Source organism: Mycetocola spongiae (assembly GCF_020424085.1).
Taxonomy (GTDB): Bacteria; Actinomycetota; Actinomycetes; order Actinomycetales; family Microbacteriaceae; genus Mycetocola; species Mycetocola spongiae.
The window spans coordinates 2,311,888-2,334,742 of sequence record NZ_CP080203.1; the positions used below are offsets into that span (position 1 = coordinate 2,311,888).

19 protein-coding genes and 1 pseudogene are annotated in these 22,855 nt (G+C 68.5%); 16 read left to right on the forward strand and 4 right to left on the reverse strand.

Features of this window, described 5'->3' with window-relative positions:
* Nucleotides 1-96: 96 nt before the first annotated feature.
* From KXZ72_RS10585 to KXZ72_RS10625, 9 genes are all read left to right on the forward strand, one after another.
* Complete coding sequence (locus tag KXZ72_RS10585; protein WP_226080897.1) at nucleotides 97-576, forward strand: DUF3151 domain-containing protein; 480 nt, start codon at nucleotides 97-99, stop codon at nucleotides 574-576.
* Between the two features lie 71 nt (nucleotides 577-647).
* Nucleotides 648-1,934 carry an adenylosuccinate synthase gene (locus tag KXZ72_RS10590; protein WP_226080898.1) on the forward strand — a complete coding sequence of 429 codons (1,287 nt, stop codon included), beginning with the start codon at nucleotides 648-650 and terminating at the stop codon, nucleotides 1,932-1,934.
* Nucleotides 1,935-1,941: 7 nt separating this feature from the next.
* Nucleotides 1,942-2,706, forward strand: a complete 765-nt coding sequence (locus KXZ72_RS10595; protein WP_226080899.1) for a signal peptidase I — start codon at nucleotides 1,942-1,944, stop codon at nucleotides 2,704-2,706.
* 493 nt (nucleotides 2,707-3,199) lie between these two features.
* Nucleotides 3,200-3,772, forward strand: coding sequence for an alternate-type signal peptide domain-containing protein (locus KXZ72_RS10600; protein WP_226080900.1), 573 nt, complete (start codon nucleotides 3,200-3,202; stop codon nucleotides 3,770-3,772).
* A gap of 378 nt (nucleotides 3,773-4,150) precedes the next feature.
* Nucleotides 4,151-4,735, forward strand: coding sequence for an alternate-type signal peptide domain-containing protein (locus KXZ72_RS10605; RefSeq protein WP_226080901.1), 585 nt, complete (start codon nucleotides 4,151-4,153; stop codon nucleotides 4,733-4,735).
* The gene (locus KXZ72_RS10610) at nucleotides 4,732-5,376 is read left to right on the forward strand and encodes a SipW-dependent-type signal peptide-containing protein (protein WP_226080902.1); all 645 of its coding nucleotides are present in this window, start codon (nucleotides 4,732-4,734) and stop codon (nucleotides 5,374-5,376) included. Before KXZ72_RS10605 ends, KXZ72_RS10610 begins: the two co-directional genes overlap by 4 nt.
* Nucleotides 5,373-6,311 carry a hypothetical protein gene (locus KXZ72_RS10615; protein ID WP_226080903.1) on the forward strand — a complete coding sequence of 313 codons (939 nt, stop codon included), beginning with the start codon at nucleotides 5,373-5,375 and terminating at the stop codon, nucleotides 6,309-6,311. The genes KXZ72_RS10610 and KXZ72_RS10615 overlap by 4 nt, the downstream gene beginning before the upstream one ends.
* Nucleotides 6,308-7,066, forward strand: a complete 759-nt coding sequence (locus KXZ72_RS10620; RefSeq protein ID WP_226080904.1) for a hypothetical protein — start codon at nucleotides 6,308-6,310, stop codon at nucleotides 7,064-7,066. The genes KXZ72_RS10615 and KXZ72_RS10620 overlap by 4 nt, the downstream gene beginning before the upstream one ends.
* A gap of 911 nt (nucleotides 7,067-7,977) precedes the next feature.
* Nucleotides 7,978-8,862 carry a response regulator transcription factor gene (locus KXZ72_RS10625; protein ID WP_226080905.1) on the forward strand — a complete coding sequence of 295 codons (885 nt, stop codon included), beginning with the start codon at nucleotides 7,978-7,980 and terminating at the stop codon, nucleotides 8,860-8,862.
* An 886-nt stretch (nucleotides 8,863-9,748) separates the two neighbouring features.
* Here the strand turns inward: KXZ72_RS10625 and KXZ72_RS10630 are convergent.
* Nucleotides 9,749-10,132 (reverse strand): Hpt domain-containing protein, encoded by a 384-nt coding sequence (locus tag KXZ72_RS10630; RefSeq protein WP_226080906.1) that lies wholly within the window; start codon nucleotides 10,130-10,132, stop codon nucleotides 9,749-9,751.
* A gap of 169 nt (nucleotides 10,133-10,301) precedes the next feature.
* Here KXZ72_RS10630 and KXZ72_RS10635 point away from each other — a divergent pair, with 169 nt between their 5' ends.
* The 7 genes and pseudogenes from KXZ72_RS10635 (at nucleotide 10,302) to KXZ72_RS10665 (ending at nucleotide 16,804) form a co-directional block, all read left to right on the forward strand.
* The gene (locus tag KXZ72_RS10635; RefSeq protein WP_226080907.1) at nucleotides 10,302-11,234 is read left to right on the forward strand and encodes a nucleoside hydrolase; all 933 of its coding nucleotides are present in this window, start codon (nucleotides 10,302-10,304) and stop codon (nucleotides 11,232-11,234) included.
* Entirely contained in the window at nucleotides 11,231-12,340 is a 1,110-nt protein-coding gene (locus KXZ72_RS10640; protein WP_226080908.1) for a lactonase family protein, read from the forward strand. The genes KXZ72_RS10635 and KXZ72_RS10640 overlap by 4 nt, the downstream gene beginning before the upstream one ends.
* A gap of 120 nt (nucleotides 12,341-12,460) precedes the next feature.
* Nucleotides 12,461-13,093, forward strand: coding sequence for a GNAT family N-acetyltransferase (locus tag KXZ72_RS10645; RefSeq protein WP_226080909.1), 633 nt, complete (start codon nucleotides 12,461-12,463; stop codon nucleotides 13,091-13,093).
* Nucleotides 13,094-13,430: 337 nt separating this feature from the next.
* Nucleotides 13,431-14,123: pseudogene (locus KXZ72_RS10650) on the forward strand (ABC transporter ATP-binding protein); the annotation flags it as partial.
* A 227-nt stretch (nucleotides 14,124-14,350) separates the two neighbouring features.
* A complete protein-coding gene (locus KXZ72_RS10655; RefSeq protein WP_226080910.1) occupies nucleotides 14,351-15,751 on the forward strand; it encodes an FtsX-like permease family protein in 1,401 nt (466 codons plus the stop codon).
* Between the two features lie 85 nt (nucleotides 15,752-15,836).
* Entirely contained in the window at nucleotides 15,837-16,139 is a 303-nt protein-coding gene (locus KXZ72_RS10660) for a chorismate mutase (protein ID WP_226080911.1), read from the forward strand.
* 2 nt (nucleotides 16,140-16,141) lie between these two features.
* The gene (locus KXZ72_RS10665; protein ID WP_226080912.1) at nucleotides 16,142-16,804 is read left to right on the forward strand and encodes a pentapeptide repeat-containing protein; all 663 of its coding nucleotides are present in this window, start codon (nucleotides 16,142-16,144) and stop codon (nucleotides 16,802-16,804) included.
* Here the strand turns inward: KXZ72_RS10665 and KXZ72_RS10670 are convergent, their stop codons facing one another.
* The 3 genes from KXZ72_RS10670 to KXZ72_RS10680 form a co-directional block, all read right to left on the reverse strand.
* Nucleotides 16,805-17,737, reverse strand: a complete 933-nt coding sequence (locus tag KXZ72_RS10670; protein WP_226080913.1) for an AEC family transporter — start codon at nucleotides 17,735-17,737, stop codon at nucleotides 16,805-16,807. It abuts the gene before it with no gap.
* A gap of 89 nt (nucleotides 17,738-17,826) precedes the next feature.
* Nucleotides 17,827-19,959, reverse strand: a complete 2,133-nt coding sequence (locus tag KXZ72_RS10675) for a YhgE/Pip domain-containing protein (protein WP_226080914.1) — start codon at nucleotides 19,957-19,959, stop codon at nucleotides 17,827-17,829.
* A complete protein-coding gene (locus KXZ72_RS10680) occupies nucleotides 19,956-22,784 on the reverse strand; it encodes an MMPL family transporter (protein WP_226080915.1) in 2,829 nt (942 codons plus the stop codon). The genes KXZ72_RS10675 and KXZ72_RS10680 overlap by 4 nt, the downstream gene beginning before the upstream one ends.
* Between the last annotated feature and the right edge of the window lie 71 nt (nucleotides 22,785-22,855).

The window sequence follows — 22,855 nt, forward strand, 5'->3', positions numbered from 1 at the left end:
CGGTCTTGTTTGGGGCCGGGGCCGCAAAATCGGGGAAGTTTTGCCAAATCTGGCCCGGGGGAGGCCCCCGCGCACGCGGCGCGGTAGTCTGGAGGGGTGACTGATAGCAACCTGCTCGGAATACCGGCAACCCGCCTCCCGGCCGAACCGGAGGTCGAGCGCGCGCTCGCCACCGCGGTGGAGCTTGAGGAGTTTGAAGCCATCGCCTCCCGCTATCCGGCGTCCTCGCTGGCCTGGGCGGCGCTCGCCGAGGCCGCGGCCGATCCCGCGCGCCCCGTCACCGGCTATGCGTTTGCGCGCGTGGCCTATCACCGCGGGCTCGACGCCCTGCGCAAGGCGGGCTGGCGCGGCCAGGGTCCCGTACCGTGGTCGCATGAGCCCAACCGCGGCGTGCTGCGTTCGCTCTATCTGCTGCGTTGCGCGGCGGAGGCCATCGGCGAGGAGGCCGAGGTGCAGCGCCTGACCGATTTCCTGCGCGATGCCGATGAAACGGCCGTCGCCCAGATCCTCAACGAGGGCAGCCCCAGCGAGCCCGCCCCCGCCACCGAGGCGTTTTTTATTCGCGGGCTCGACTAGCCCCAGCCCCCGTGTCCCCGGACACACATCAGCTTTTTTGTTAGCGCAGTACCGAACGAGGGAACACCGCCATGCCGGCAATCGTGATCGTTGGAGCCCAGTGGGGCGACGAAGGAAAGGGCAAGGCCACCGACCTGCTCGGTAGTCGTATCGACTACGTTGTGAAGTTCAACGGAGGAAATAACGCGGGTCATACCGTGGTCGTGGGCAACGAAAAATACGCCCTGCACCTTCTTCCCTCCGGAATCCTCACCCCCGGCGTGACCCCCGTCATCTCCAATGGTGTGGTGGTGGACCTCTCGGTGCTCTTCCAGGAGCTGGAGGCCCTCTCGGCCCGCGGCGTGGATGTCTCCAAGCTGCGCGTGAGCGCCAACGCCCACGTCATCACGCACTACCACCGCACGCTGGATAAGGTCACCGAGCGTTTCCTCGGGAAGCGCCAGATCGGCACCACCGGCCGCGGCATCGGCCCGGCCTACGCGGATAAGATCAACCGCGTGGGAATCCGCATCCAGGACCTCTTCGACGAGAACATCCTGCGGCAGAAGGTCGAGGGCGCCCTGGGCGTTAAGAACCACCTGCTGCTCAAGGTATATAACCGTCGCGCGATCACCGTGGACGAGATCGTCGAGGACCTGCTCAGCTATGCCGAGCGCCTGCGCCCCATGGTTGTGGATGCCTCTCTGGAGCTCAACCGCGCGCTGGACCGCGGCGAGAACGTGCTCTTTGAGGGTGGCCAGGCCACGATGCTTGATATCGACCACGGCACGTACCCCTTTGTCACCTCCTCCTCGGCCACCTCGGGTGGTGCCGCCACCGGTTCCGGTGTGGCCCCCAACCGCATCGCCCGCGTGATCGGTATCGTGAAGGCCTATACCACCCGCGTGGGTGCCGGCCCGTTCCCCACCGAGCTCTTTGATGCCTCGGGTGATCACCTGCGCGCCAAGGGTTTTGAGTTTGGTACCACCACCGGCCGCCCGCGCCGCGTGGGCTGGTATGACGCCCCGATCGCGCGCTATACCGCGCGCATCAACGGCGTGACCGATTTTGTGCTGACCAAGCTGGACATCCTCGACGAGCTCGCGACCATCCCGGTGTGTGTGGCCTATGACGTGGACGGTGTGCGTCACGATGAGGTGCCGGTCTCGCAGACCGATTTCCACCACGCCGTGCCGATCTATGAGGAGTTCCCCGGCTGGGAGACCGATATTTCAGGTATCCGCACGTTTGAGGACCTGCCCCTGAACGCCCAGAACTATGTGCTTGCACTGGAAAAGATGAGCGGTTCGCGCATCTCCGCGATCGGTGTGGGCCCCGGCCGCGACGCCATCATCGTGCGTCACGACCTGATCGACTAAAACCCGCATGACGGAACCGATTAAACCCGTGGACTCCGCCCCACTCACCCGCCGCGAGGCGCGGGAGCGTGCGCGGCAGTCCGCGGGTTTGGTCGTTTCCGGGGACGCCGCGGCGCCCGGGGATGCCGCCCAGACCGAGGCGGCACCCGCGGCCAGGCGCCCGCTTCCCGTGCGGATCGCCGCAATCGCGCTGCGCGTGGTCAGCTGGTGTGTGATCTCGGTGGCCGTCCTGCTGATCCTCGCCTTTGTGGTGGTGCCGCGCGTGACCGGTTCCGTGCCCTATACGGTGCTCACCGGATCGATGGAGCCGCTCATGCCGCCGGGCACCACGGTGGTGGTGAAGCCGATCCCCTTTGACCAGATCCGGGTGGGCGACGTAATCACCTATCAGCTCAGCTCCGGGGAACCCGAGGTGGTGACCCACCGCGTGGTGGGCGTGGACATCACCCCGGACGGTCCGCGGCTGCGCACCCAGGGGGATGCCAACCCCGCCGAGGACCCCACCCCCGTGCGCGAGGAGCAGGTGCGCGGCAAGGCCTGGTATTGGGCGCCCCTGATCGGCTATTTCAGCTCGGGCGTCACGAGTGATACCCGCACCTGGATCGCCCGCGGACTCGGCGTGGCCCTGCTGGGCTATGCCGCGGTGACCGTGGTGCTAGCCGTGCGCGGCCGCGCCAAGACCCGCGCGGAGGAGAGGGATTCCGCCGCCACCGCCGCGGAGCCGTCACTCGCGGAGGCCGAGGCCACCGCCGCGGAGCACCCCACCCGCTAATCGGTACGCCCCGGCGTGTTTTTCCGCCGGGCTTTTATCCTCCCGTGCCGCGCCGCCGTTATCCGCGCCGCGCAATCCCGTCGCGCCCGGCCCCGCCCGCCCGGGCGGAGGGCCGTGCGGCGCGCGCCCGGGCGGAGGGCCGTGCGGCGCGCGCCGTGCCGCGGACGCCGGTGCGCCGGGAACGATCCGCGGACGGGACCGCCGCGCATGGCCCCTTCCGCGCCCCGCGTTCCGCCGCGTAATTTCACCCCCGCGCGGGGGACGCGGCCCCGAAACTGCGTGGGCCTTGAGGGATTCTTGAGGCGAAACCGGGCGCCCCTTGACTCCCGCGCCGAAACTTGTGCAACGTTTCGCGATCCTGCGGGTTCTTCTTGAGCCCCGGTCGGAAATATCAATGTTGTCGGAAGCGCTCACCCGAAGTCGCCCCGGAGAACATCACATACTCGTCACATACCTCCCCCCGAAGACGGGAACCCGAGAAAAAGGACTACCCATGAAGAAGACCACCACCGTCGCCCTGACCGCCGCTCTTGGAGCCACCCTGCTCCTCGGAGGGGCCGGCACGCTGGCCTTCTGGACCGATACCAAGACCTCCGCCACCCAGACGATCAACTCCGGAAACCTCTCGCTTGGTGCCCTGGAGTCGGGTAACTGGAAGATCCAGAACGTCGTCGGAGATAAGAAGTCGCAGCTGGTTGACCTCAACTCGAATACCCGCATCGTTCCCGGTGACGTCCTCACCCAGACCGTCCAGGTCCCCGTGACCCTCGTGGGTGAGAACCTCAAGGCCAACCTCACGGTCGCGGGCCCGCAGCTGGTCGGCGATAACAACCTGAAGAACGCCCTGAGCGCCACGGTGGTATCGATCAACGGCCAGGCCGTCAACGCCAATGGTTCCACCCCGGCCGCCGTGGCCCTGACGCCCACCAGCGTCAATAACGGCAAGGTGCCCGTGGTGATCTCCGTGACCTTCCCCTTTGGTACCGCGGCCACCGCGATCGAGCAGATGCAGAGCACCTCGATCACCTCGAGCTATACCCTGACCCAGGTGCCCGCCGGCTCCTAAGCTTCTTGGCGGCGATAATCCTCCCCCCTATAGTTATCGCCCCAAGTTGGATATCCACGGCCTCGTCGTCTGCCTCTCCCCCCATTGGTTTTCGGCGCCGCGGATATCACCCGCTCGGCGGCCGGCCGGTTGAGTTTCACTCCCGGCCGGCCGCCGACACCCCCCCAGACCCCCAAAAGGTTTCCCGCACCGCCCGAACGGAGCGGGGAACACCCCCTCGGCATATGGGCCCGAACCCGATATGCCGGCACCATCGCGTCTTCGCCGCCCCTCCCCCCGGGGCGCGAAATCCCCCCGATGATGTGCCCGGCCCCGTGAGTCACCCCGCTCACGGGGCCATAATCCGATCATCCCGGTCCCGAAGGAGAGTGTGTTCCGATGCGTCGCAACCTTCTCCTCCCCGTGATCGCCGCCGTGCTGGGTGCCGCGCTGCTCCTCGGCGGCGAGGGCACGATGGCCTCCTGGACCGATACCCGCACCGCGACCCCCGTGAAGATTTCCTCCGGTTCGCTGGACCTCGGCCCGATCGGCGCCTCCGCAATGACCTGGACCCTGGCCCAGGAAATCCCCGGACGCCCCGCCTCCAACGCGGTGCCCTTCACGGGTCAGGCCCTGGTCCCGGGGGATGTCCTGACCGCCACGGTCAACGTGCCCGTATCCCTGGTGGGACAGAACCTCGTGGCCGATCTCGCCCTGAGCCGCCTGAGCGTAACCCCCACGGGCAAGACGGCCGCGGATGCCGCGTTCGCCGCCTCCCTCGGCACCCGCATCATCAGCATTAACGGGCAGGCCCCGGCCCCCGCGAGCCCCGGATCGGTCACGCTGCGCCCCGGCATCGGGGCCACCGTACCCGTGGTGGTCGCGGTATCTCTTCCGTGGAGCGCCACCGGTTCCGGGAGTGCCTCGGTAATCTTAGGTATGGACTATACGCTGACCCAGCGCCCCGCCGGAGCCACCTCGTGACCGGCTCGCGCGGCCTGCGCCGCCCCCTGATCATCGCCGGCATCGCCGTGGTGGCCGCGCTTGCGCTGCTGGGCGGACCGGGAACGCTCGCGTTTTTCTCCGATGCCGAATCAGCCCCGAAGACCACAATCCAGGCGGCCCCGGGCATCAGCGCCACGGCCGCCGCGAGCGTGGAATCGCGCGCCCTTCCCGGCGCCCCCGGCTCGGTCGTGGCCGCGCCCGGCGACGGCCTGGTCCCGGGGGTACGCTCCCTGAACTACCGGTTCACGGTGACCATCGGGGCGGGAACACCCGTGCAGTCCTATCTGTCCGGCACCGTCTCGGCGAGCGGCACGGCGCAGGGCAGCGAGATTTATAACCGCGGGTTCCTCCTCCTGGCCTCCTCCGCCTCGACGGGGTGTGTGATCGGGCAGAACCCCGCCATCGTGGATGGCCGGTTGCAGACCACCATCGCCACCGCCCCCGGGCATACCCTGAAGCCCGGTGAATCCTGCACCTTTGATATCAGCGCGAGCATTCCCGCAACCGTGAACGGCCTAGACCTGGCCCGCGAATTGCGTGGCCTGCGCGCGAGCACCGTGGGGTCCTTTGACCTCAACGCCACCCTGACCCAGGTCCCCCGAGCCGAGGAACGCCCATGATCGCCCGCCTGTTTTCCACCAAGCGCTCGCGTGCGGGCGCGGCCCTCGCCGTGGGCGCCCTGGCCCTCCTGGCCGTGGGTATTCCCACGGCGGTGACCGGCGCAAACTTCACCGCCCAGGCGCAGGCCTCCGCGGCGATTGGCATGGGACAGTGGTGCTCCACGCCCAACCCCACGACCAAAAAGAACGTGCATCCGCTCTCCACCCTGCCCAGCGTCGCGGGGACCCGGATGATCATCGTCCCGGTGGTGCCCGCGGGCGAGTATCTGGCCACCGATACCCCGGCCGAATCCGGCCGCCTCGGCATCCGGGTCTGGGGCTGCGGCGATGTCACCAACTCCGCGCTTAAGGTCACCGCCTGGCGCGGGTCCGGCGCACCCACGGCGGGCGATTGGATCACCGCCCCCGCCAATGGCTCCTATGCCTCGGCGCGGCTTAACCCCGCCGGAACCCTGGGCACGGAGCTGCGTAACCTGCATAGCGGGTCGAGCGTGCCCGGCGGCGTGGACCCGTCCACCGGCGTAAGCGCCTCCACCTCGCGCTATAGCTGGCTGCTGGATTCCACGCGCGATCGCGGCGCAAAATCTGCCGCGAATCCCGCCTGTGGGAATAAGTCCTGCGTGGTGGCCCCGAGCAAGACCGGTGCCTCGTTCTCCTCGGCGCTCTCGCTGAACGAGGCCGCCCCCGCCTCCGGCGCGGTGGTGGGAAACTCCGTGACCTATCTGGCCTCCAAATATTATGCCGAGGGCGGCACCTGGCCCGTGAACGCCAATGGAAGCGCGGCGGCCCCCGCGGCGAGCCCCACCAAGGTGGCCTCCCCCGGGTTTGCCAACCCCCTGGCCGATACCAGCGGCCGACTCCTGCAATGGGTAGTGATCGAGTGGACCGGTGCCACGCCGCCGCCGAGCGTCGAGGTGGAGGTGTTTGTCGGGTGAGTGCCCCGCGGAAAATCCGGGCGGCGGCGTTATCCGCCGCGCTGGCCCTCGCGCTGCTGCTCCTGCCCGCCACGGGTGTGGCGGCGACGCCGAGCGGATCCGCCCCGGCGGGCCAGGACGAGCGCACCCCGGCCAGCATCGCGCTGGCCTCGGAGGGCGAGGCCGCGCTGGGCCAGCTCTTTGGTGATCAACACCTGATCCCGGGCGGAAAAATCACGGCCTCCTTTGAGGTGGTTCGCCTCGGCGGGGTGGCCTCAAGCCTGACCCTGCGCCTGGACTCGGGTCTCGCCGCGGCGAGCCCCCTCGCGAGGGATGCGATCCTCACGGTGGATGCCGCCGGTCACCGGCTGAGCGGGGAGTTTGCGAGCCTGGTGGGCGATGGGCAGCGCCTGGATCTGGGCACGGGGGCGCAGACCCGCGTGCCGGTGCAGATCTCGGTCTCCCTGCCCGAGGAGGCCACCAATATTACCCGCGACCTGAGCCTGCCCTTTATCGTGCGGGCCACCGCCGTGGTGGACTCGGGCGTGACCGTGCCCGGGGAAATCTCTACGGGCGCCCCGGGCGGTTCGGGCTCCGGGGCCGGTGGGCCGGGTGCCAGCCCGGCGGGATCGGCCATCCCGGGGAGCGCCGGATGGGCCGGAGGCCTGTCCGGCACCGGAACAAACGCGCGCGATGCCCTGATCGTGGCCGGCGGCCTGGTGCTGCTGGGCCTGGGCATCGGCGCGCTGCGCCGCCGGAGGCGTTCACGCGCCTAGCCCGCTCTGGGCGAAGCCGCGCGCGCCGGTTCCGGACGAGGCCTCCCGGACGCGGCCTCCCGGGGGTGACCTCTTCCCGCGCCGGGCGGCCCGGTCCGGTCGGTGATCCCGTGGCTGCCCGCGATACGTGAATCGTGCCCTCGGCCGGGGGATGATGCGCGGGGCGGGGCGGGGCGAGAATCGGGTAGAGCGTAGCGGGCGGAATAGAAAACCGCGGTGTTGAGTCGGGCGCACGTACGGCCACCCGGGACCGCGATGCATTATTTCTCCGGCCCGGCGGCGGGCGGGAAAAGGCCGGGATGAGACTGGGATCGGCCACGGCTCTGGCGCCGTGCCCGGGATTATGTTTATGTTGCGGCTATGGCTGTACACGCACATCCGACAGACCCACGCGATATCACGTGGGAGGGCCACGCGGGCACCTATCGTGTGTATTTTTGGGACCCCGCGGGTGCCTGCGCGGAGTGGCGCCTCACGGGGGTGACAAACGTATATGAGGTGCTGGATTGGGCATCGACGCACCGGGGGCCCCGGGCATCGCGTGCAGATATTTATCGAAATCGAGCACACCACGCGCGGAATGCTCCAGATTAACGGAGCCGGCCCGCAGCCGCCGGTTGATGCCGCGGATCCACCCCGTTCCGATTCCGCGTCTGTATTCGGGTGCGGGCGTGCCCCCGGCCCCGATCCGGCACCCGATTTCGGGCGCGAGCACTGACCCGGCTATTGCCCCCAGCGGTGGTATCGCCGTGTCCGGCCCGTCCCGGGCGGGGCCCGGATGATGGCCGCGAGGGGAATGCCCGATGCGCCCCCAATTCTTCTGGGCCATTTTTGCACAATAACCGCTATCCTGTTCCGTGGCGTGATTCTCTGCGCGCACTCTTGCCGGAAGCTCGGAGCACAACAGCACTATGACCCAGGAATTCACCCGCACCGCGGTGGTGATCGAGGATGACGCGGATATTCGCGGCCTCATTGGTACCGTTCTTCGCCAGGCGGGTTTTGCCGTCTCGGCCACGGCCAGCGGCGTGGAGGGCGTGGAACTGGTCCGCGAGACCAACCCCAACGTGGTGACGCTGGATATTGGCCTGATCGATATCGACGGCCTCGAGGTGGCCCGCCGGATCCGCCTGTTCAGCGACTGCTATATCGTGATGCTCACGGCGCAGTCCGAGGAGGTTGATCTTCTTTTTGGTCTTGAATCCGGAGCCGATGATTATCTGGTGAAGCCGTTCCGTCCGCGCGAGCTGCGCGCCCGCATCGAGGCGATGCTGCGCCGCCCGCGGCAGGGCAATGCCCCGATAGCTGCCGGGGCCATCGTGGCCCCCGCGGATCCGAGCGGCGCGGGCCCGGACGCCGCGGCGCCCGGCGGTATCGGTACGGGGGCAGCGGGCCAGGCCGTCTCCGCCCAGCCCGCCGCGGCACCCACGCCCGACGAGCAGGGCCGGCGAAGGTTTGCCCATAACGGACTCACTCTTGACCTGGATACCCGCACGGTGGAACGCGCCACGGATACCCTGGTGCTCACCCGCACCGAATTTGATCTGCTTGCATCGCTGCTGCAATCGGGGCGGCGCGTGCGCTCCAAGGCCGAGCTTGTGCGCGAATTACGCTCGGGCGAGTACGTGGTGAATGATTATGTCAGCGAGGCCGAGGAGCGCTCGATCGAGGTTCATTTTGGTAACCTCCGGCGCAAGCTCGCGGATGATGCCCGCAACCCCGCCTGGGTGGAAACCGTGCGCGGTGTGGGCTACCGGCTTGCGCCCGAGCGCCCGGCGGCACACCCCGCGGGATAGTATTCCCGCCGCGGGGTAGGAACGCCGCGAAGCCGGAACACCATAGTGCCGGAACGCCGCGGAGCCGGAAAACGACGGGGTAGGTCCGCCCGCGGAGCCGGCCCGCCATGGGGCGGGACCGCTGCGGGGCCCGCGCTCCATGGGGCTGGAACGCTGCGGGGCTGGAACGCTGCGGGTTTGAACCGCCATAGGTTCGGAACACCATGGTGTTCGACCGTTGCGGGGCCGGAACGCAGCGTAGCCGGAGCACCATAGTGCCGGACCACCGCGGAGCCGGAAAACGACGGGGTCGGGCTGCCGCGGATCCGGCCCGCCATGGGCCTGGACCTTCATGAGGCGGGACCGCCGCGGGGTCGGAACACAACGGAGCCGGACCCCGATAGTGCCGGACCACCGCGGAGCTGGAAAACGACGGGGTCGGGCTGCCGCGGAGATGGACCTCCCTGGGGCTGGACCTCCATGAGGCGGGACCGCCATGGGGTCGGAACACCATCGGGTCGGAGCGCCATGGGGTGGACCTCCATAGGGTGGGAACGCTAGGAGGTTGGACCGCTACGGGGTCGTACACCATTGGGCCGGACCACCATTAGGTTCGAATGCCGCGGGATCGGACCGCTACGGGGGGCGGACCGTTGCGCGGTCGGATCGCCGCGGAGCTGGACCTCCCTGGGGTTGGCCCGCCCTGGGGGTTGGACCGCTGCGGGGCCGGAACACCGCGGGTCCGGAACGCCGAGGGATCGGACCGCCGAGGGATCGGACCGCCGCGGGATCGGACCGCCGCGGAGCGGGGCCCGGGGCGCGTCATGCTGTGTACCCCGGTTGGCCGTTCGGGTCCGGCTCGGACGGAGATGCCCGCGGCCGGTTCGGGCGTGGGGCGAGCGCGGGGCTAGTGCTCCTGGGGGCCCGCCGCGAGGCGCACATGAAGCAGGGCGACCGTGCGTTCGCCAACCTCCCGGATCTGGGTGAGGAGGTGGCCCGCGCGCTCGCGGTCACTCTCGCGCAGGGCATCCTCGATATGCCCGGATAGGGCATTAAGGTGAAGAGCCCCGAGCATCGCGCTGGAGGTTTTGAGGCTCAGCGCCGCATCAAGCGCGCCCACGATCTGAATATTCTCGACGCTATCGCGCAGCGTCTTGAGGCGCTGGGGCCAGCGCTCACAGAACGACAGCACAAATGCGTGGCAGGCCTCGTGATCGCCGTTAAGTGCGGCGCACAGACGGTCAAGCTCATCGGGGTCGAGGAGCGGGGGGTTCTCGGAACCTGAGCTCATCTGGAGCCTTTCGTCTAACTGCCTTCGGGGGAAAGCAACGTTGGGGGTGGCCATCGTAAAAGTGGTCACGTAGATATAAGTGTGCGGTTCTACGCTCAAGATTTACGCGCGCCCAACCTCAAGACTTGAACAAGGAGCCGCGTGTTGGAGCTACCACTACGCTGGGGACATGATCAAAAACGTGATTATTGACTGCGATCCCGGTGTCGACGATGCCATTGCGATCGCGCTGGCCTGGGCCGACCCGAACCTGAATATTCTGGCGATTTCGGCGGTGAGCGGAAACGTATCGCTCGCGGATACGGGACGCAATGCCAAGCAGATTCGTGACTACCTCGGAGCCGATATCCCCGTGTGGTTGGGCGCCGACGCCCCGCTGCAGCGGCCCGCCGTACACGCCCCGGAATTTCATGGGGAAAACGGATTGGCGAATATTTCGCTGCGCCCGAACGGGCCCGCCCGGGATTCGAGGGACCGCGATGATGCCGTCGCCGCGATTATCGAGACCCTGGCCGCGCGCCCGGGGGAGATTGACCTGGTGGCCGTGGGCCCGCTGACCAATATTGCGCTTGCCGTGCAGGCCGAACCGCGGGTGGCCGAATGGGCGCGCTCGCTGACCATCATGGGCGGCGCCGCGGCGGGGGGCAACGTGACCGCGGCCGCGGAGTTTAATATCTACGCCGACCCGGAGGCCGCCTCGGTGGTGTTTAACGCCGGGTGGACCGTGACGATGGCCGGGCTGGACGTGACCAATCATGCCCTGGGCACGCTCACCCGCGTGGGGGAGCTGCTGGAGCTGGGCGATTTTTCGGATGAGTTTATTACCCCCTTCCTGACGTTTAACGGCGGCCCGACCAATGACCCCGAGGAGGGCCCGGCGATGCATGACTCCTGTGCGGTGGCCGCACTGGCCCGCCCGGAGCTGTTTGAGGCCACGCCCGCCCGTGTGGATATTGAGCTGGACGGAAAGTTTACGCTGGGGATGACGGTGGCCGACTTTACCTCGGTAACCCCCAATGCCCGTGTGCTCACCCGGGTGGACGCGGACGGGCTGTGGGAGTATCTGCGTAGCGGCCTAAGCAATCTGGCGGAACGGCGATGATGCGCGAGGGAGCGACTCGCCTGTGGCTGGGCTCGTATACGGCCGATATGGACGGGGTGGGCGAGGGGATCTCCTCGCTTGAGGTGCGCGAGGATCGCTCGCTGCGCCAGGTGAACTCCTTTGAGGAAACCTCCCCCTCGTTTTTGACCGCGCACCCCACACTGGATGTGTTTTATGGGGCGCTGGAGGGCGCCGGCCGGGTGCAGGCCTATCATGCGCGCGCCCGCCCCTCGCGTTTTGGCCCCTCGGTGGCGGCGGGGGATTCGGTCTGTCATCTGGCCGTAACCGCGGATGGCGCGCTGCTGCTCGCTGCCTGCTACGGCGACGGCGCGTTTCTGGCCTTCCCGCTGGGACCCGATGGGGCGATCCTCGGCCCGGCCCGGCCGGCCGTGGACTCCGTGGACCCCCACCGCAGCCCGTTTACCGCGGGGGAGCTGGGCGGGGAATTTGGAGAGAGCGCGCTGATCGACCTCTCGCTCGGGAGTATCGTGGCCGAGCAGGCCCCGCCGCGGGCCTCCCACGCCCATGCGAGTGTGGAACTGGAGGACGGGCGCATCGCCAGCACCGATCTGGGCCATGATGCCGTGCGGATCTGGCGGCGCACCCCCACGGGGGTGGCCCTGGACCATACGGTGGCCCTGCCGCTCGGGGTGGGCCCGCGGCACCTGGTGACCCACCAGAGTGGCCACCTGTTTGTGGTGACCGAATACAGCACGGAGATTTTTACCCTGGGCTCGGCCCGGGACGGCCGCTGGCGCGTGCTTAACGGCGTCTCCGCGGTATCGGACGGCCCGGAGGAGGGCGATTATCCCTCGGAGATCAGCCGCGATGAGTCGGGCAATCGGCTCTATGTATCGGTGCGCGGAAGCAACCGCATCGCGACGCTGGAGATAACCGGCGACGGCTCGACCCTGCGCCCGCTGGGGGACCGGGAGGCCGGCGGAAACTGGCCCCGGCACCACCTGCTGGACGGGGATATGCTGCACGTGGCCAATCAGCTGTCGAATAATATTGCGAGCTTCCAGCTGGACGCCCGCGGGCTGCCGAGCCGCCTCGTGGGGACCATCGACGCGGGTTCGCCCACGTGTCTTTTGGTGGCCTCCTAGGAGCCTGCGACCCACCCACCCCGGCCGGGACCGCGGCAATCCCGGGGTGGGTGGGTGGTGCCCGCCGAAATTTGCCGACAGATTGTCGGGCTTTCGCGGGAAACCGCGTAGAATCGGGGAATGACCGCGCGCACGCCCACCCCCGCCCCGATCGTGGGGCGTTTTATTCGTCTCGATCCGATGGTGGACACCGACCTCCCCGAACTGTGGGAGGCCATCGGTAAGCCCCAGGTATTTGCGGATGGCTATGGCGGGGGACTCGCGGCGATGCCCAAGACCCTCGCGGGGTTCCGGCGCTTTGCCTCGCGCTATTATGGGCGCACGCGCAAGCAGCCCTTTACCGTGCGCCTCGTGGGCGGGGAGCACGACGGCCGGGTGGTGGGTACCACCACGCTGGGTGATTTTGACCAGGCGAATGAATCGGCCCACCTGGGCTGGACCGCATATGACCCGCGGGTATGGGGAACCTCGGTCAACGTGGAGGCGAAGCTGCTCCTGCTCACCCTCGCCTTTGATAACGGATTTGGGCGGATCCGGATTCAGGCGGATGCGCTGAATAGCCACTCGCGCGCGGCCATCCTGAAACTGGGCGCAAAATTTGAGGGCCTGCTGCGCCGCGATCAGCAGCGCGCGGACGGCACGTGGCGTACCACGGCGCTGTATTCGATCATTATTGATGAGTGGCCCGCGGTGCGCGCGGGGCTTGAGTCGCGCCTGGCGCGCTGGACCAGGCCGGTGGATCTGCGCGAATAGGGCGACGGGCGGGGACGGGATGTTGTGGCCGAGTGAAGTCATGTCCCCAGTCCAGCACCGGAGGCAGCCGCGCGCCGCGGAATAATCGCTCCTGTGGACGGTTGGTCATCGGCACCGGGCCTGTGTAAAACCCGCGCTCTCCGCGCCTTCCCGGCCCCGGCCGCGCCTCCCCACCCGGCGGCCGCCGCATAAAAATGCCCCGAACCAGGGGATTTATGTATGCCCCGTCCCGCCCGCCGACTCCCCGCGGGGCCTACCCGGGGATACCTCTCCCGGATGATCCTCTTCCCCCTCCCGAGCGATGCCCCACCCCCACCCCCGGGCGGAGGATGGAGTCATGAGCAAAAATCGAGTTTCCGAAGCCCGGCCGGTGCTGTGCGCCGCAAACCTCGTAAAGGTTTATGACGGCCATACCCGTGCCCTCGCCGGGGTGGACCTCAGCATCGCCGCGGGCGAATCCGTGGCCATCATGGGGGCCTCCGGCTCCGGCAAAACCACCCTCCTACACGCCCTCGCCGGCATCATCCCCACCGATGGTGGGCGCGTGAACTTCTCCGGTCCGCAGGGCACCGTGGACGTGAGTGCACTCTCCGAGGCCGACCGCTCCCGGCTGCGCCGCGAGTCCTTCGGTTTTGTTTTTCAGCAGGGCCTGCTCATCCCCGAACTCACCGCGGGAGAAAACGTCGCCGTCCCGATGATGCTCGCGGGCTATCCGCGGGCCGAGAGCGAGGCACACGCCGCGAGCTGGCTGCAGGCCATGGGCCTCGGCGGCATGGAGGGCCGCCGCATCGGCGAACTCTCCGGGGGCCAGGCCCAGCGCGTGGCCATCGCCCGGGCCCAGGTCACCGGTGCCACCGTGATCTTCGCGGATGAGCCCACGGGGGCCCTCGATTCCGCCACGTCCTCCGATGTGATGGATGCACTCCTGGGCTCCACCGTGGGCCAGGGCCATACCCTCGTGGTGGTCACCCACGACCTGGCGGTGGCACAGCGCTGCTCCCGCATCATCTATCTGCGTGATGGCCGCATCCACTCCGCTGCGGAGGATACCTTCAGCTCGCAGTGGCCCACGATCGAGCGCACCCCCGATCCCGCGGCCTCCGCGGTTCCCGGCTCCTCCCCGGCGCCCTCCACCCCGGCCCCCTCCACCCCGGGGCGCGCGCCGGCCGCCGTGCACGTGGCCGCCTCCGCCGTGGGTTCCCCGGGCCGCCCGGCCTTTGTGGGTCCGGGCTGGGCCCGTCCCGCGGGGGCGGGGGCATGATCGTGGCCGAGCGCACCGCCGCCGTTTTCCCCGCCGCCCCGCTGCGTCCCACGCGCCCGCGGCGTACCCCCGTATTTCGTCTCGCCTGGATGCTCGCGCGCCCGGGTGCGCAGAGCCCTGCCACGCTGATATTGCCCGCGGTGGCCTTCGCCGTGACCACGGCGCTGATCCTGATCGTGATCGGCGGCGTGAGCATGTTTTTCCGCGTGGACGATCAGAACGACATGATCTATCGCCTGCTCAGCGGGCTCGCCCTCGCGCTGCTGATCGTTCCCCTGTTTAGCCTCGGGGCTGCCGCCGCCAGGCTGTCCGCGCGGCGCAGCGATGATCGCCTCGCGTCCCTGCGCCTGCTGGGGGCCACCGGGCGGGACGTGATCGCCGTGACCATCATCGAGTCCACCGCGGTTGCGCTGGTCGGGGCCATCGCCGGCGCGCTGCTTTCGCTGGCCCTGCTACCGCTCGTGGGCCTGATCCACTTCCTCGGCGGGCCGATCGGGGCCGGTGCCCTGCTGCTGGGCCCCGGCACGGTGGCCGCCGTGGTCCTGGGGATCACGGTGCTGGCCGGGGCCAGTGCCGCGGTGGGCCTGCGCCGGGTGGTGATCTCGCCCCTGGGAGTGCGCACGCGCCAGCGTCGCCCGCAGCCGCACTGGCTGCGCGCGGTGATCGGCGCGGCCTCGCTGCTCCTTATTTTCACCGTGCTGAGCGCCTTTGGTGCCCTCGCCCAATTTGAGGCCGTGCTGCTGGGCGTGTTTATCCTCGCGTTTGCCCTCGGCCTGGGGGTGCTCTCCCTCGTGGGTCCCTGGGTGCTCTCGGTCTGGGCCCGGGTGCGCCTGCGCCGCGCAAAAACCGTGCCGCGGCTGCTGGCGGCGCGCGGGGTTTTGGATAATCCGGGGGCCGCGTGGCGGCAGGTCGGCGGGGTCGCGATGACGAGCTTTGTGGCGGTGGTGGCCGGAACCGGTGTGGCGCTGATGGGCATGGCGGGCGAGTCCGATCCCGAGTCCGCGCAGCTATTCGCCGATATGTATACGGGCATAGTGGTGACCCTGATTGGGTCGTTCCTGATGGTGGCCGCATCGGTGGGGGTGAACCAGGCCGCAAGCGTGCTGGATCGGCGCGAGCTCTCGGTGAGCCTGGATCGCCTCGGAATGTCGCGCGAGATGATCGAGGCGGCGCGGATGACCCAGGCGGTGGCCCCCGTGGGAATGGTCGCGGTGGGTTCGGCCCTCGCGGGCGCGCTGGTGGTCTTTCCCCTGACCGGGCTCGCGCTGCTCCTGAACCCCCTCACCCTGCTGGTGGTGGGGGGAAGCCTGGCCGGCGGGATCGGGCTGGTGTGGCTCTCGGTGCGCGCCACGCGCCCGGTGCTGACCCGGGTGCTGAACGAGCCGGAACGGGTATAGTCCACAGCCGCCCCCGCGCCGCCAGGTTTTCCACAAGCGGCGGCGCGGGATGCACGGTGTCACCCCGGCACGATAGATTAACGTCATGGCCGAACCCACTCCCCAAGAACAGCTTGAACGCCTCCGCCGCAGCATCGATAATATCGACGCCGCCCTGGTCAGCATGCTGGCCGAACGCTTTCGCTGCACCCAGGCGGTGGGTGTGTTGAAGGCCGAACACGGCATGCCCGCCTCCGATCCCTCGCGCGAGGAAACCCAGGTGGCCCGCCTCCGGGCGCTCGCCGAGTCCGCCGAGCTTGATCCCGCATTTGCCGAAAAGTGGTTCAAATTTGTGGTGGCCGAGGTGATCCACCACCACGTCTCGCTCGCCGAGGCACGCGAGGCCTAGCCGTGGCCACCCGCAAGGGCCTGCGTGCCCCGCGCCTCGACCCCATCCTGCTCCAGGATCTCGCCGAGGGCTATGAGAGCGAGCTCGAGGCGGGGTCGCATCACGATGGCCTGCGCTTTAGCGATGCCCAGGTTTCCGGCGGTTCCCTCGCGGGAGCGGAGTTCGCCGAGTGCGAGTTTTTGGGCCTGGATCTCTCCGAGGTTGAGCTGCGCGGGGTGCGTTTTGTGGACTCCCGCATCGAGCGGCTCAATGCCCCGGTGCTGAAGGCGGCGCGCTCCTCGATGCGGGATGTGCGGCTGAGTAATTCCCGCATCGGTTCGGGAGATCTCTATGAGTCCTCCTGGCAGTCGGTGGAGTTCATCGGCTCCAAGATCGGCTATCTCAACCTGCGCGGGGCCACCATCCACGACCTCCGGTTCACCGATTGCACCATCGACGAGCTCGACCTCGGCGGTGCCCGGGTAACCCGGATGGCCTTCTCCGGGAGCGACCTGGATAACCTCGATATTACGGGGTCCACGCTGGTGGATGCCGATCTGCGGGGTCTGGATCTGCGCTCGCTGCGCGGCCTGGAATCGCTCGCCGGGGTCACCATGAGCGAGGAGCAGTTTGCCCGGCTCAGCCCGCTGCTCGCGGCCATGCTCGGGGTACACCTCACGGCCTAGCTACATCATGAGCACGGCGATCAGCGAGAGCGCCGGAATCGAGAGCACCGTGGTTAATAACACCGTATCCCGTGACATCACGAGCGCCACGTTATAGCGGCTCGCGAAGTTATAAACGTTTTGCGCGGTGGGGAGGGCCGAGACCATCACCGCGGCGGTGAGCGTGGGGCCCTCCAGCCCGAGCAGATAGACGCCAAAGAGATAGGCCAGCGCGGGCATCACGGCCACCTTAATCAGGCTCGCGAGCCAAATATCGCCGGTATCGGGGCCGCCGCGCAGCGGCTTCGAGCCGTGCAGGGACATGCCAAAGGTCAGCAGAATCATGGGGATGGCCGCGCCCCCGATGATATGGAACGGCTCAAATACGGCGTCCGGGATGTGGACCCCGCTCACGGCCACCAGCACGCCGATGGCCGAGGCGATCACCATCGGATTGCGAATGGGCTGGGACAGGATCGACCCCAGCGTGACCTTCTTGGCGGTGGAAAAATCGAGGATGCTGAGCGCGATGGGGTTCATGATCAGCAGCTGGAAAAGCAATACCGGAACCACCTCGGTATAGTCCCCAAATACGTAGATCGCCACCGGAAGACCGATGTTATTGGCGTTGAGCAGCGAGGCCGAGAGCGCACCGATGGTCATCTCGGCGGCGGTCCGTGGCCGGGCGCGACGCAAAAACAGGCGGCTCAGCACGATAAATACCAGCGCGGCGGAGAAGGCCGAGAGCGCGGCGAGCGGAAGCCGGCTGGAAAAAAGCGCGGCAATCTCGGAGTGCGCCAGCGTATAAAACAGCAGACACGGGGTGGCCACAAAAAAGGCCACCCGGTTCAGCGCAAACTGGGCCTGCGGCCCGGCCACCGCCGAACGCTCCAGGAAATATCCGGCGACGATGATGGCCGCGATGATGCCAAAGCCTGTGAGTACGCCGTCCATGGGCTAAGACTACCGGGGTGCGCGAATCCCGATCAAAACACGCGGCGGGCCCGGGGATATCCCCGGGCCCGCCGCGTGTTTTGTGGCGATTAGGCCGCCGTGACCTCGGGGTGCTGCCGGGCGCGGCGCGCGGCGAGGGTGGTCACGATAAGCGCGCCGAGGGTCCAGACGATTAGCGCGGCGATTGCCCCGCCCACCCCGGTGCCCGTGGCGATCCCGCGCAGTGCGGCGGCCGCGGGGCCCACCGGGAGCCAGGACTCCAGGCCCGTGAGTACCGCGGGTACCGTGGCGATGATTCCGGTGGCCATGACCACGAGGGCCACGATCATCGAGATAAATTTCCCGGCACCCCCAAAGAGCGCGCTCAGCGCCTGATTGGAGGCGGCAAAGGCGATGCCCACCAGCGCGGCGGTCGCGGCAAAACCGATCCAGGCCCCGGTGTCCAGCTTCAGCAGGAACTGCAGGAGCCCGGCCACGAGCACACCCTGGAGTGCGCCGAGTACGGCACCGGGCAGGAATGCCCGGAGCGTGAGGAGCGCGGAGGGGCGGGTGGATCCGTGGGCGCCCAGCGGCAGGGCCCGCAGCACGAGGAAGCTCGCGAGTGCGCCGAGCCACAGGGCGAGGACGGCATAGAACGGGGCCCCGGCCGAGCCGAGTCCCTCGCCGATCGACGCGGTGCCCGAGGAGGAGCCGCCCGTGGTCACGGGGGTCGCCACCACCTCGGAGAGCTTCTTGCGCTGCTGCTCGGTATAGCTCGGCAGCTGATCCACCGCCTGGTTCAGGCCCTCGCCGAGCGAATCGATGCCGGTCTTGATCTGTTCGGTTCCCTCGCCGAGCGGGGCGATGCCCTCGCCCAGCGCGCCGATTCCGCCGTTGAGTCCCGCGGCCCCGGAGGCGAGCCCGGAGGCCCCGCCCGCGAGCTGCCGGGCGCCGGAGGCGAGCTGCGAGGCCCCGCCCGAGAGCTGCTGCACGCCCGAGTTCAGCTGCCCGGCGCCATCGGCCAGGCCCTGGGCGCCGGCCACGAGGGCCGGGCCGTTTTCGCTCAGTGTGCGGGCGCCGGCGGACGCCGCTCCCAGGCCCTGTGCGAGAGATTCCGCGACGCTAGCGAGCCCCGGAATCGCGTTCGGCTGGTTCCCGTGCACACCCGTACCGGTGAGCATCGAAAGAACCGTCGCGTCATGCGCCATGGCCATCGCGGCATCCCGAGCATCGCGCAGAGCGGCGCAGCCGCTAGGGTCGGCGGCCTCGCACTGCGCGAGGAGTCCCGAGAGGGCTGTGGCCTGGGCGGTCGCCTGAGTGGCTAGACCGTTAGCCATAGCGGACGAGTTCTGAGCAAGGGCGACCAGCCCGTTGGCCCCCTGAACACTCTGGTCGAGTCCGCCCGCGAGCGAGGATACGCCCGCCGAGTACTCGCCGAGTCCGCCCGCGAGATCGCGGGCCCCCGAGGCGAGCGGGGCGGAGCCCGCGGCGAGCTGGGAGACGCCCGAGTTGAGTGCTCCCGCACCCGAGGCGAGCCCCGCGGTGCCCGAGCTCAGCTGTGAGGCACCCGAGCTCAGCTGCGAGGCCCCGGCACCAAGCTGGGCAACACCGTCGCCCAATTCGGCCACACCGTCATTCACCGCTCCCGCGCCGGTACCCAGCTGGCGGGCGCCATCGGCGGCCTCCCCGAGCTGCGTACCGAGCGTATTAAAGCCCAGCAGCACGTTTTCCAGATAGTTGGTGGTGATCTGGTTTCCGGCCAGCGAGGCGGCCGTGCCGGCGATGGTATTGCTGATCGCATCGTCCACGAGGCGCGAGCGATCGCTGGTGGCCACGTCGATCGTTGCGGTCTTGGGGTGATCACCCGCGGCCGAGGTGGCCGCCGCCGAGAAATCCTTCGGGATGGTGATCACGGCCACATATTTGCCGGATTTCAGGCCCGCCGCGGCCTCGGTATCATCCGAGAGGGTCCAGTTATAGTTCTGCACATCGCTGCCCGGGGCGCGCACAAGTTCCGCGCTGAGCTGGCGCCCCAGCGGTACCAGCTGGCCGTCCACCGTCACCGGCTCATCGTTATTCACGATCGCGGCGTTCACGTTTTCGAGGCGTTCGGTGGGGTTCCATAGCGCCCAGACCAGCACCCCGGCCACCACAAAGGGCACCAGCAGAATACCGATCAGGGACAGGATGCGGCGGCGCGGATTGCGCCCGGGACGCTGCAAAATATCGGTCAGGGCGCTCATGCGCGCACCTCACTTTCGGTAGTGGCCCGGGCAACCAGGCTGGCGCGCACGATCCGCGCGGTGGGGGGAAGGACATCGGCGGCAAGATCAAGATCCTCCACGCCCAGAATCAGGGTCAGCGGCTCGCCGCGCCCCTCGGCCTCGGCCTGGGCCCGCTCGAGGCGGGCGCGCAGGGCGGCGCGGCCGGCGGGATCCAGCCGATCCACCCCGTCCAGCGCAAGGATGCGGGGCCGCTCGGAGAGGAGTCGTTCGAGCCCCTCGCGGCTCATCCGCGGCATATTGGCAAAGCCCGCGCGCCGGCGCACCAGCGCGGCCCGGGTGGGCAGCGCAAGCCCGGCCACCTTCAGGAGGCCGTCCTGGAGTGTGCGCCGCCCGGTGAGGGTGAGCAGCGTGGTGGTGACCGCCTGCGGGGGACCGTCCACCAGGAGGGTCTGTCCGGGGCGCACCGAGATGCCAAACGGGGCAAATCCGGTGCCCCCGGGGCGCAGATCGGCACCCACCAGGGCATCGTCATTGCCGGGTTCGGGCCAGTCGCGCATCGCGATCTCGTGCTGCATGCCCTCGCCCTCCACATCGAAGGACGGCAGGATGCGGTCCAGCCAGCGCGGCATATACCAGGCGCGGTCGCCCAGCAGCGCGAGGACCGCGGGCACCAGCATCATGCGCACGATAAACGCGTCCACAAATACACCCACGGCCAGGCCCAGCGCGATCGGCTTAATGCTGGTATCTCCCTCGGGCACAAAGGCGGCGAATACCGCAAACATGATGATCGCGGCGGCCGTAACCACCTTGGCCGAGCCGGTGAATCCGCGCTCGATGGCCTGCCGGGCGGTGGCCCCGTGCACGTATTCCTCGCGCATCCGGGCCACGAGGAAGACCTCATAGTCCATGGCCAGGCCAAAGAGCACACCCATCAGCAGGATCGGCATGAAGCTCATCACCGGCCCCGTGGAGTGCAGGTTGAAGAACTCCGCACCCCAGCCCAGCTCAAAGACCGCGGCCACCACGCCGAAGCTCACGCCCACGCTGAGCAGATAGCCGAGCGTGGCTTTAATGGGGACCCAGAGCGAGCGGAAGACCATGGTCAGCAGCACGAGGGAGAGGCCCACCACGAGGATTCCGAAGGGCAGCAGTGCCTCGCCGAGGCGCGCGGAGACGTCGATGGCCATGGCGGTATAGCCCGTGACGGAGAGGGATACCCCGTATTTATCCTCGAAGTGATCGTGCAGCGAACGAATCTCCGCCACGAGCTCCTGGGTCTCCGGGGAATTGGGTCCGCCCGTGGGGATCACCTGGATGATGCCGGTATCGGCACTCTCATTGGGTGTGGCCAGCGGCACGGATTCCACGCCGTCCAGCCCCCGAATCTCCTCGGCCATATCGGCCATGAGCTTCAGCGGGTCGGTGGATTTCACGATGGTGCCGGTCACGATCAGCGGCCCGGTGAAGCCCGCGCCGAAGTTTTCCGTGATGCTATCGAATGTCTGCCGGGCCTCGCTGCTGGGGGCCTGGGTGCTGGCATCGGGCAGCGCGAGGCGCAGGTGCAGCGCGGGCAGGGCCGCGGCGCCCAGCCCCAGCACGATCACGATGATGGTGACGAGGGGGAAGCGCGTGACCGCGCGCACCCAGCCCAGGAAGAAGCGGTTGGGCGGGGGCCCCGCGGGGTGATCGGCGGGGGAGTGCGCCTCGGCCGCGGGGGTGTTCTGCTCGGCCGGGACCCGCTCGCCGGAGCGGGCGGCGGCGCGGGCCTCGCGGCCGGCCGCGCGCTTCAGGGCGCGGCGTTCGCCGCGGCTGCCGGTCTTGGGGCGCAGGCGATCCCCGGCAAAGCCGAGCATCGCGGGGACCAGGGTGAGGGAGATCAGCACGGCCACGGCCACGGAGCCGGCGGCCCCGATACCCATGATGGTGAGGAAGGGGATTCCGGCCACAAATAGACCGATCAGGGCGATGATCACGGTGAGTCCGGCAAAGACCACGGCCGATCCGGCGGTGGCCACCGCGCGGGCCGCGGATTCCCGGGCCTCCATGCCGCGCGCGAGCTGTTCGGTATGCCGCGCGATGATAAAGAGCGCATAGTCGATGCCCACCGCGAGCCCAAGCATGAGCGCGAGCATGAGGGTCGTGGAGGGGATCGGGGCAAACGCCGTGACGCCCATGATGGCGAGGGCCGAGACGCCCACGCCGAGGAGCGCGTTGATGAGGGGCATTCCGGCGGCCACAAACGAGCCGAACGTGAAGATCAGCACGATCAGGGCCACGATCACGCCGAGCCCCTCGGAGATTCCGATCTCCGGGATGGCCGCGGCGAAGACCTCGCCGCCGAGCGTCGCGGTGCTGCCCGCGGGGAGGGACTCGCGCAGGTTATCCACGACGTGGCGGATATCCTCCACGGTGCGCTCGGAGACCTCGGTCATATCGCCGTCGAACTGGATGGAGATGAGCGCCGCGCGGTCATTGGAGGACACGCTGCCGGTCACGGTGGAATCAAAGGGAGACACCGCCCCGGCGACCTGATGGACCTTGCCCAGATCGGCCACGGCGGTGGTGATATCGGCCACCACGGCCGGATCGGATACACTCAGGCCGTCCTTGGTGACCACCACAACCTGCCCGGAGGCTCCGCTGATCTGGGGGAACGTGGTGGCGAGGCTATCCAGTGCCTCCTGCGATTCGGTTCCGGGAATCGTAAAGTTATTTTCGGTACCCTGCGAGAAGAGACCCGCGCCGGCGCCGAGCAGCACCAGGAGCAGGAGCCAGGCACCGAGCACCAGCTTGCGGGCCCCGAAGGCCCAGCGGCCCAGCGAGTAGAGAAGTGAGGACACGGATGAGGCTCCTGAGACGATGGGTACGGCGCGGGCGGGACAGATAACCAAGAAGTTCGATACACTTATGT

Bases quoted from the DNA above. Each gene is read 5' to 3' on its own strand.
- KXZ72_RS10605 (WP_226080901.1), top strand. From the start codon at position 4,151: ATGCGTCGCAACCTTCTCCTCCCCGTGATCGCCGCCGTGCTGGGTGCC.
- KXZ72_RS10595 (WP_226080899.1), top strand. From the start codon at position 1,942: ATGACGGAACCGATTAAACCCGTGGACTCCGCCCCACTCACCCGCCGC.
- KXZ72_RS10635 (WP_226080907.1), top strand. From the start codon at position 10,302: ATGATCAAAAACGTGATTATTGACTGCGATCCCGGTGTCGACGATGCC.
- KXZ72_RS10625 (WP_226080905.1), top strand. From the start codon at position 7,978: ATGACCCAGGAATTCACCCGCACCGCGGTGGTGATCGAGGATGACGCG.
- KXZ72_RS10615 (WP_226080903.1), top strand. From the start codon at position 5,373: ATGATCGCCCGCCTGTTTTCCACCAAGCGCTCGCGTGCGGGCGCGGCC.
- KXZ72_RS10670 (WP_226080913.1), bottom strand. From the start codon at position 17,737: ATGGACGGCGTACTCACAGGCTTTGGCATCATCGCGGCCATCATCGTC.
- KXZ72_RS10645 (WP_226080909.1), top strand. From the start codon at position 12,461: ATGACCGCGCGCACGCCCACCCCCGCCCCGATCGTGGGGCGTTTTATT.
- KXZ72_RS10655 (WP_226080910.1), top strand. From the start codon at position 14,351: ATGATCGTGGCCGAGCGCACCGCCGCCGTTTTCCCCGCCGCCCCGCTG.
- KXZ72_RS10600 (WP_226080900.1), top strand. From the start codon at position 3,200: ATGAAGAAGACCACCACCGTCGCCCTGACCGCCGCTCTTGGAGCCACC.
- KXZ72_RS10630 (WP_226080906.1), bottom strand. From the start codon at position 10,132: ATGAGCTCAGGTTCCGAGAACCCCCCGCTCCTCGACCCCGATGAGCTT.
- KXZ72_RS10660 (WP_226080911.1), top strand. From the start codon at position 15,837: ATGGCCGAACCCACTCCCCAAGAACAGCTTGAACGCCTCCGCCGCAGC.
- KXZ72_RS10590 (WP_226080898.1), top strand. From the start codon at position 648: ATGCCGGCAATCGTGATCGTTGGAGCCCAGTGGGGCGACGAAGGAAAG.
- KXZ72_RS10675 (WP_226080914.1), bottom strand. From the start codon at position 19,959: ATGAGCGCCCTGACCGATATTTTGCAGCGTCCCGGGCGCAATCCGCGC.
- KXZ72_RS10640 (WP_226080908.1), top strand. From the start codon at position 11,231: ATGATGCGCGAGGGAGCGACTCGCCTGTGGCTGGGCTCGTATACGGCC.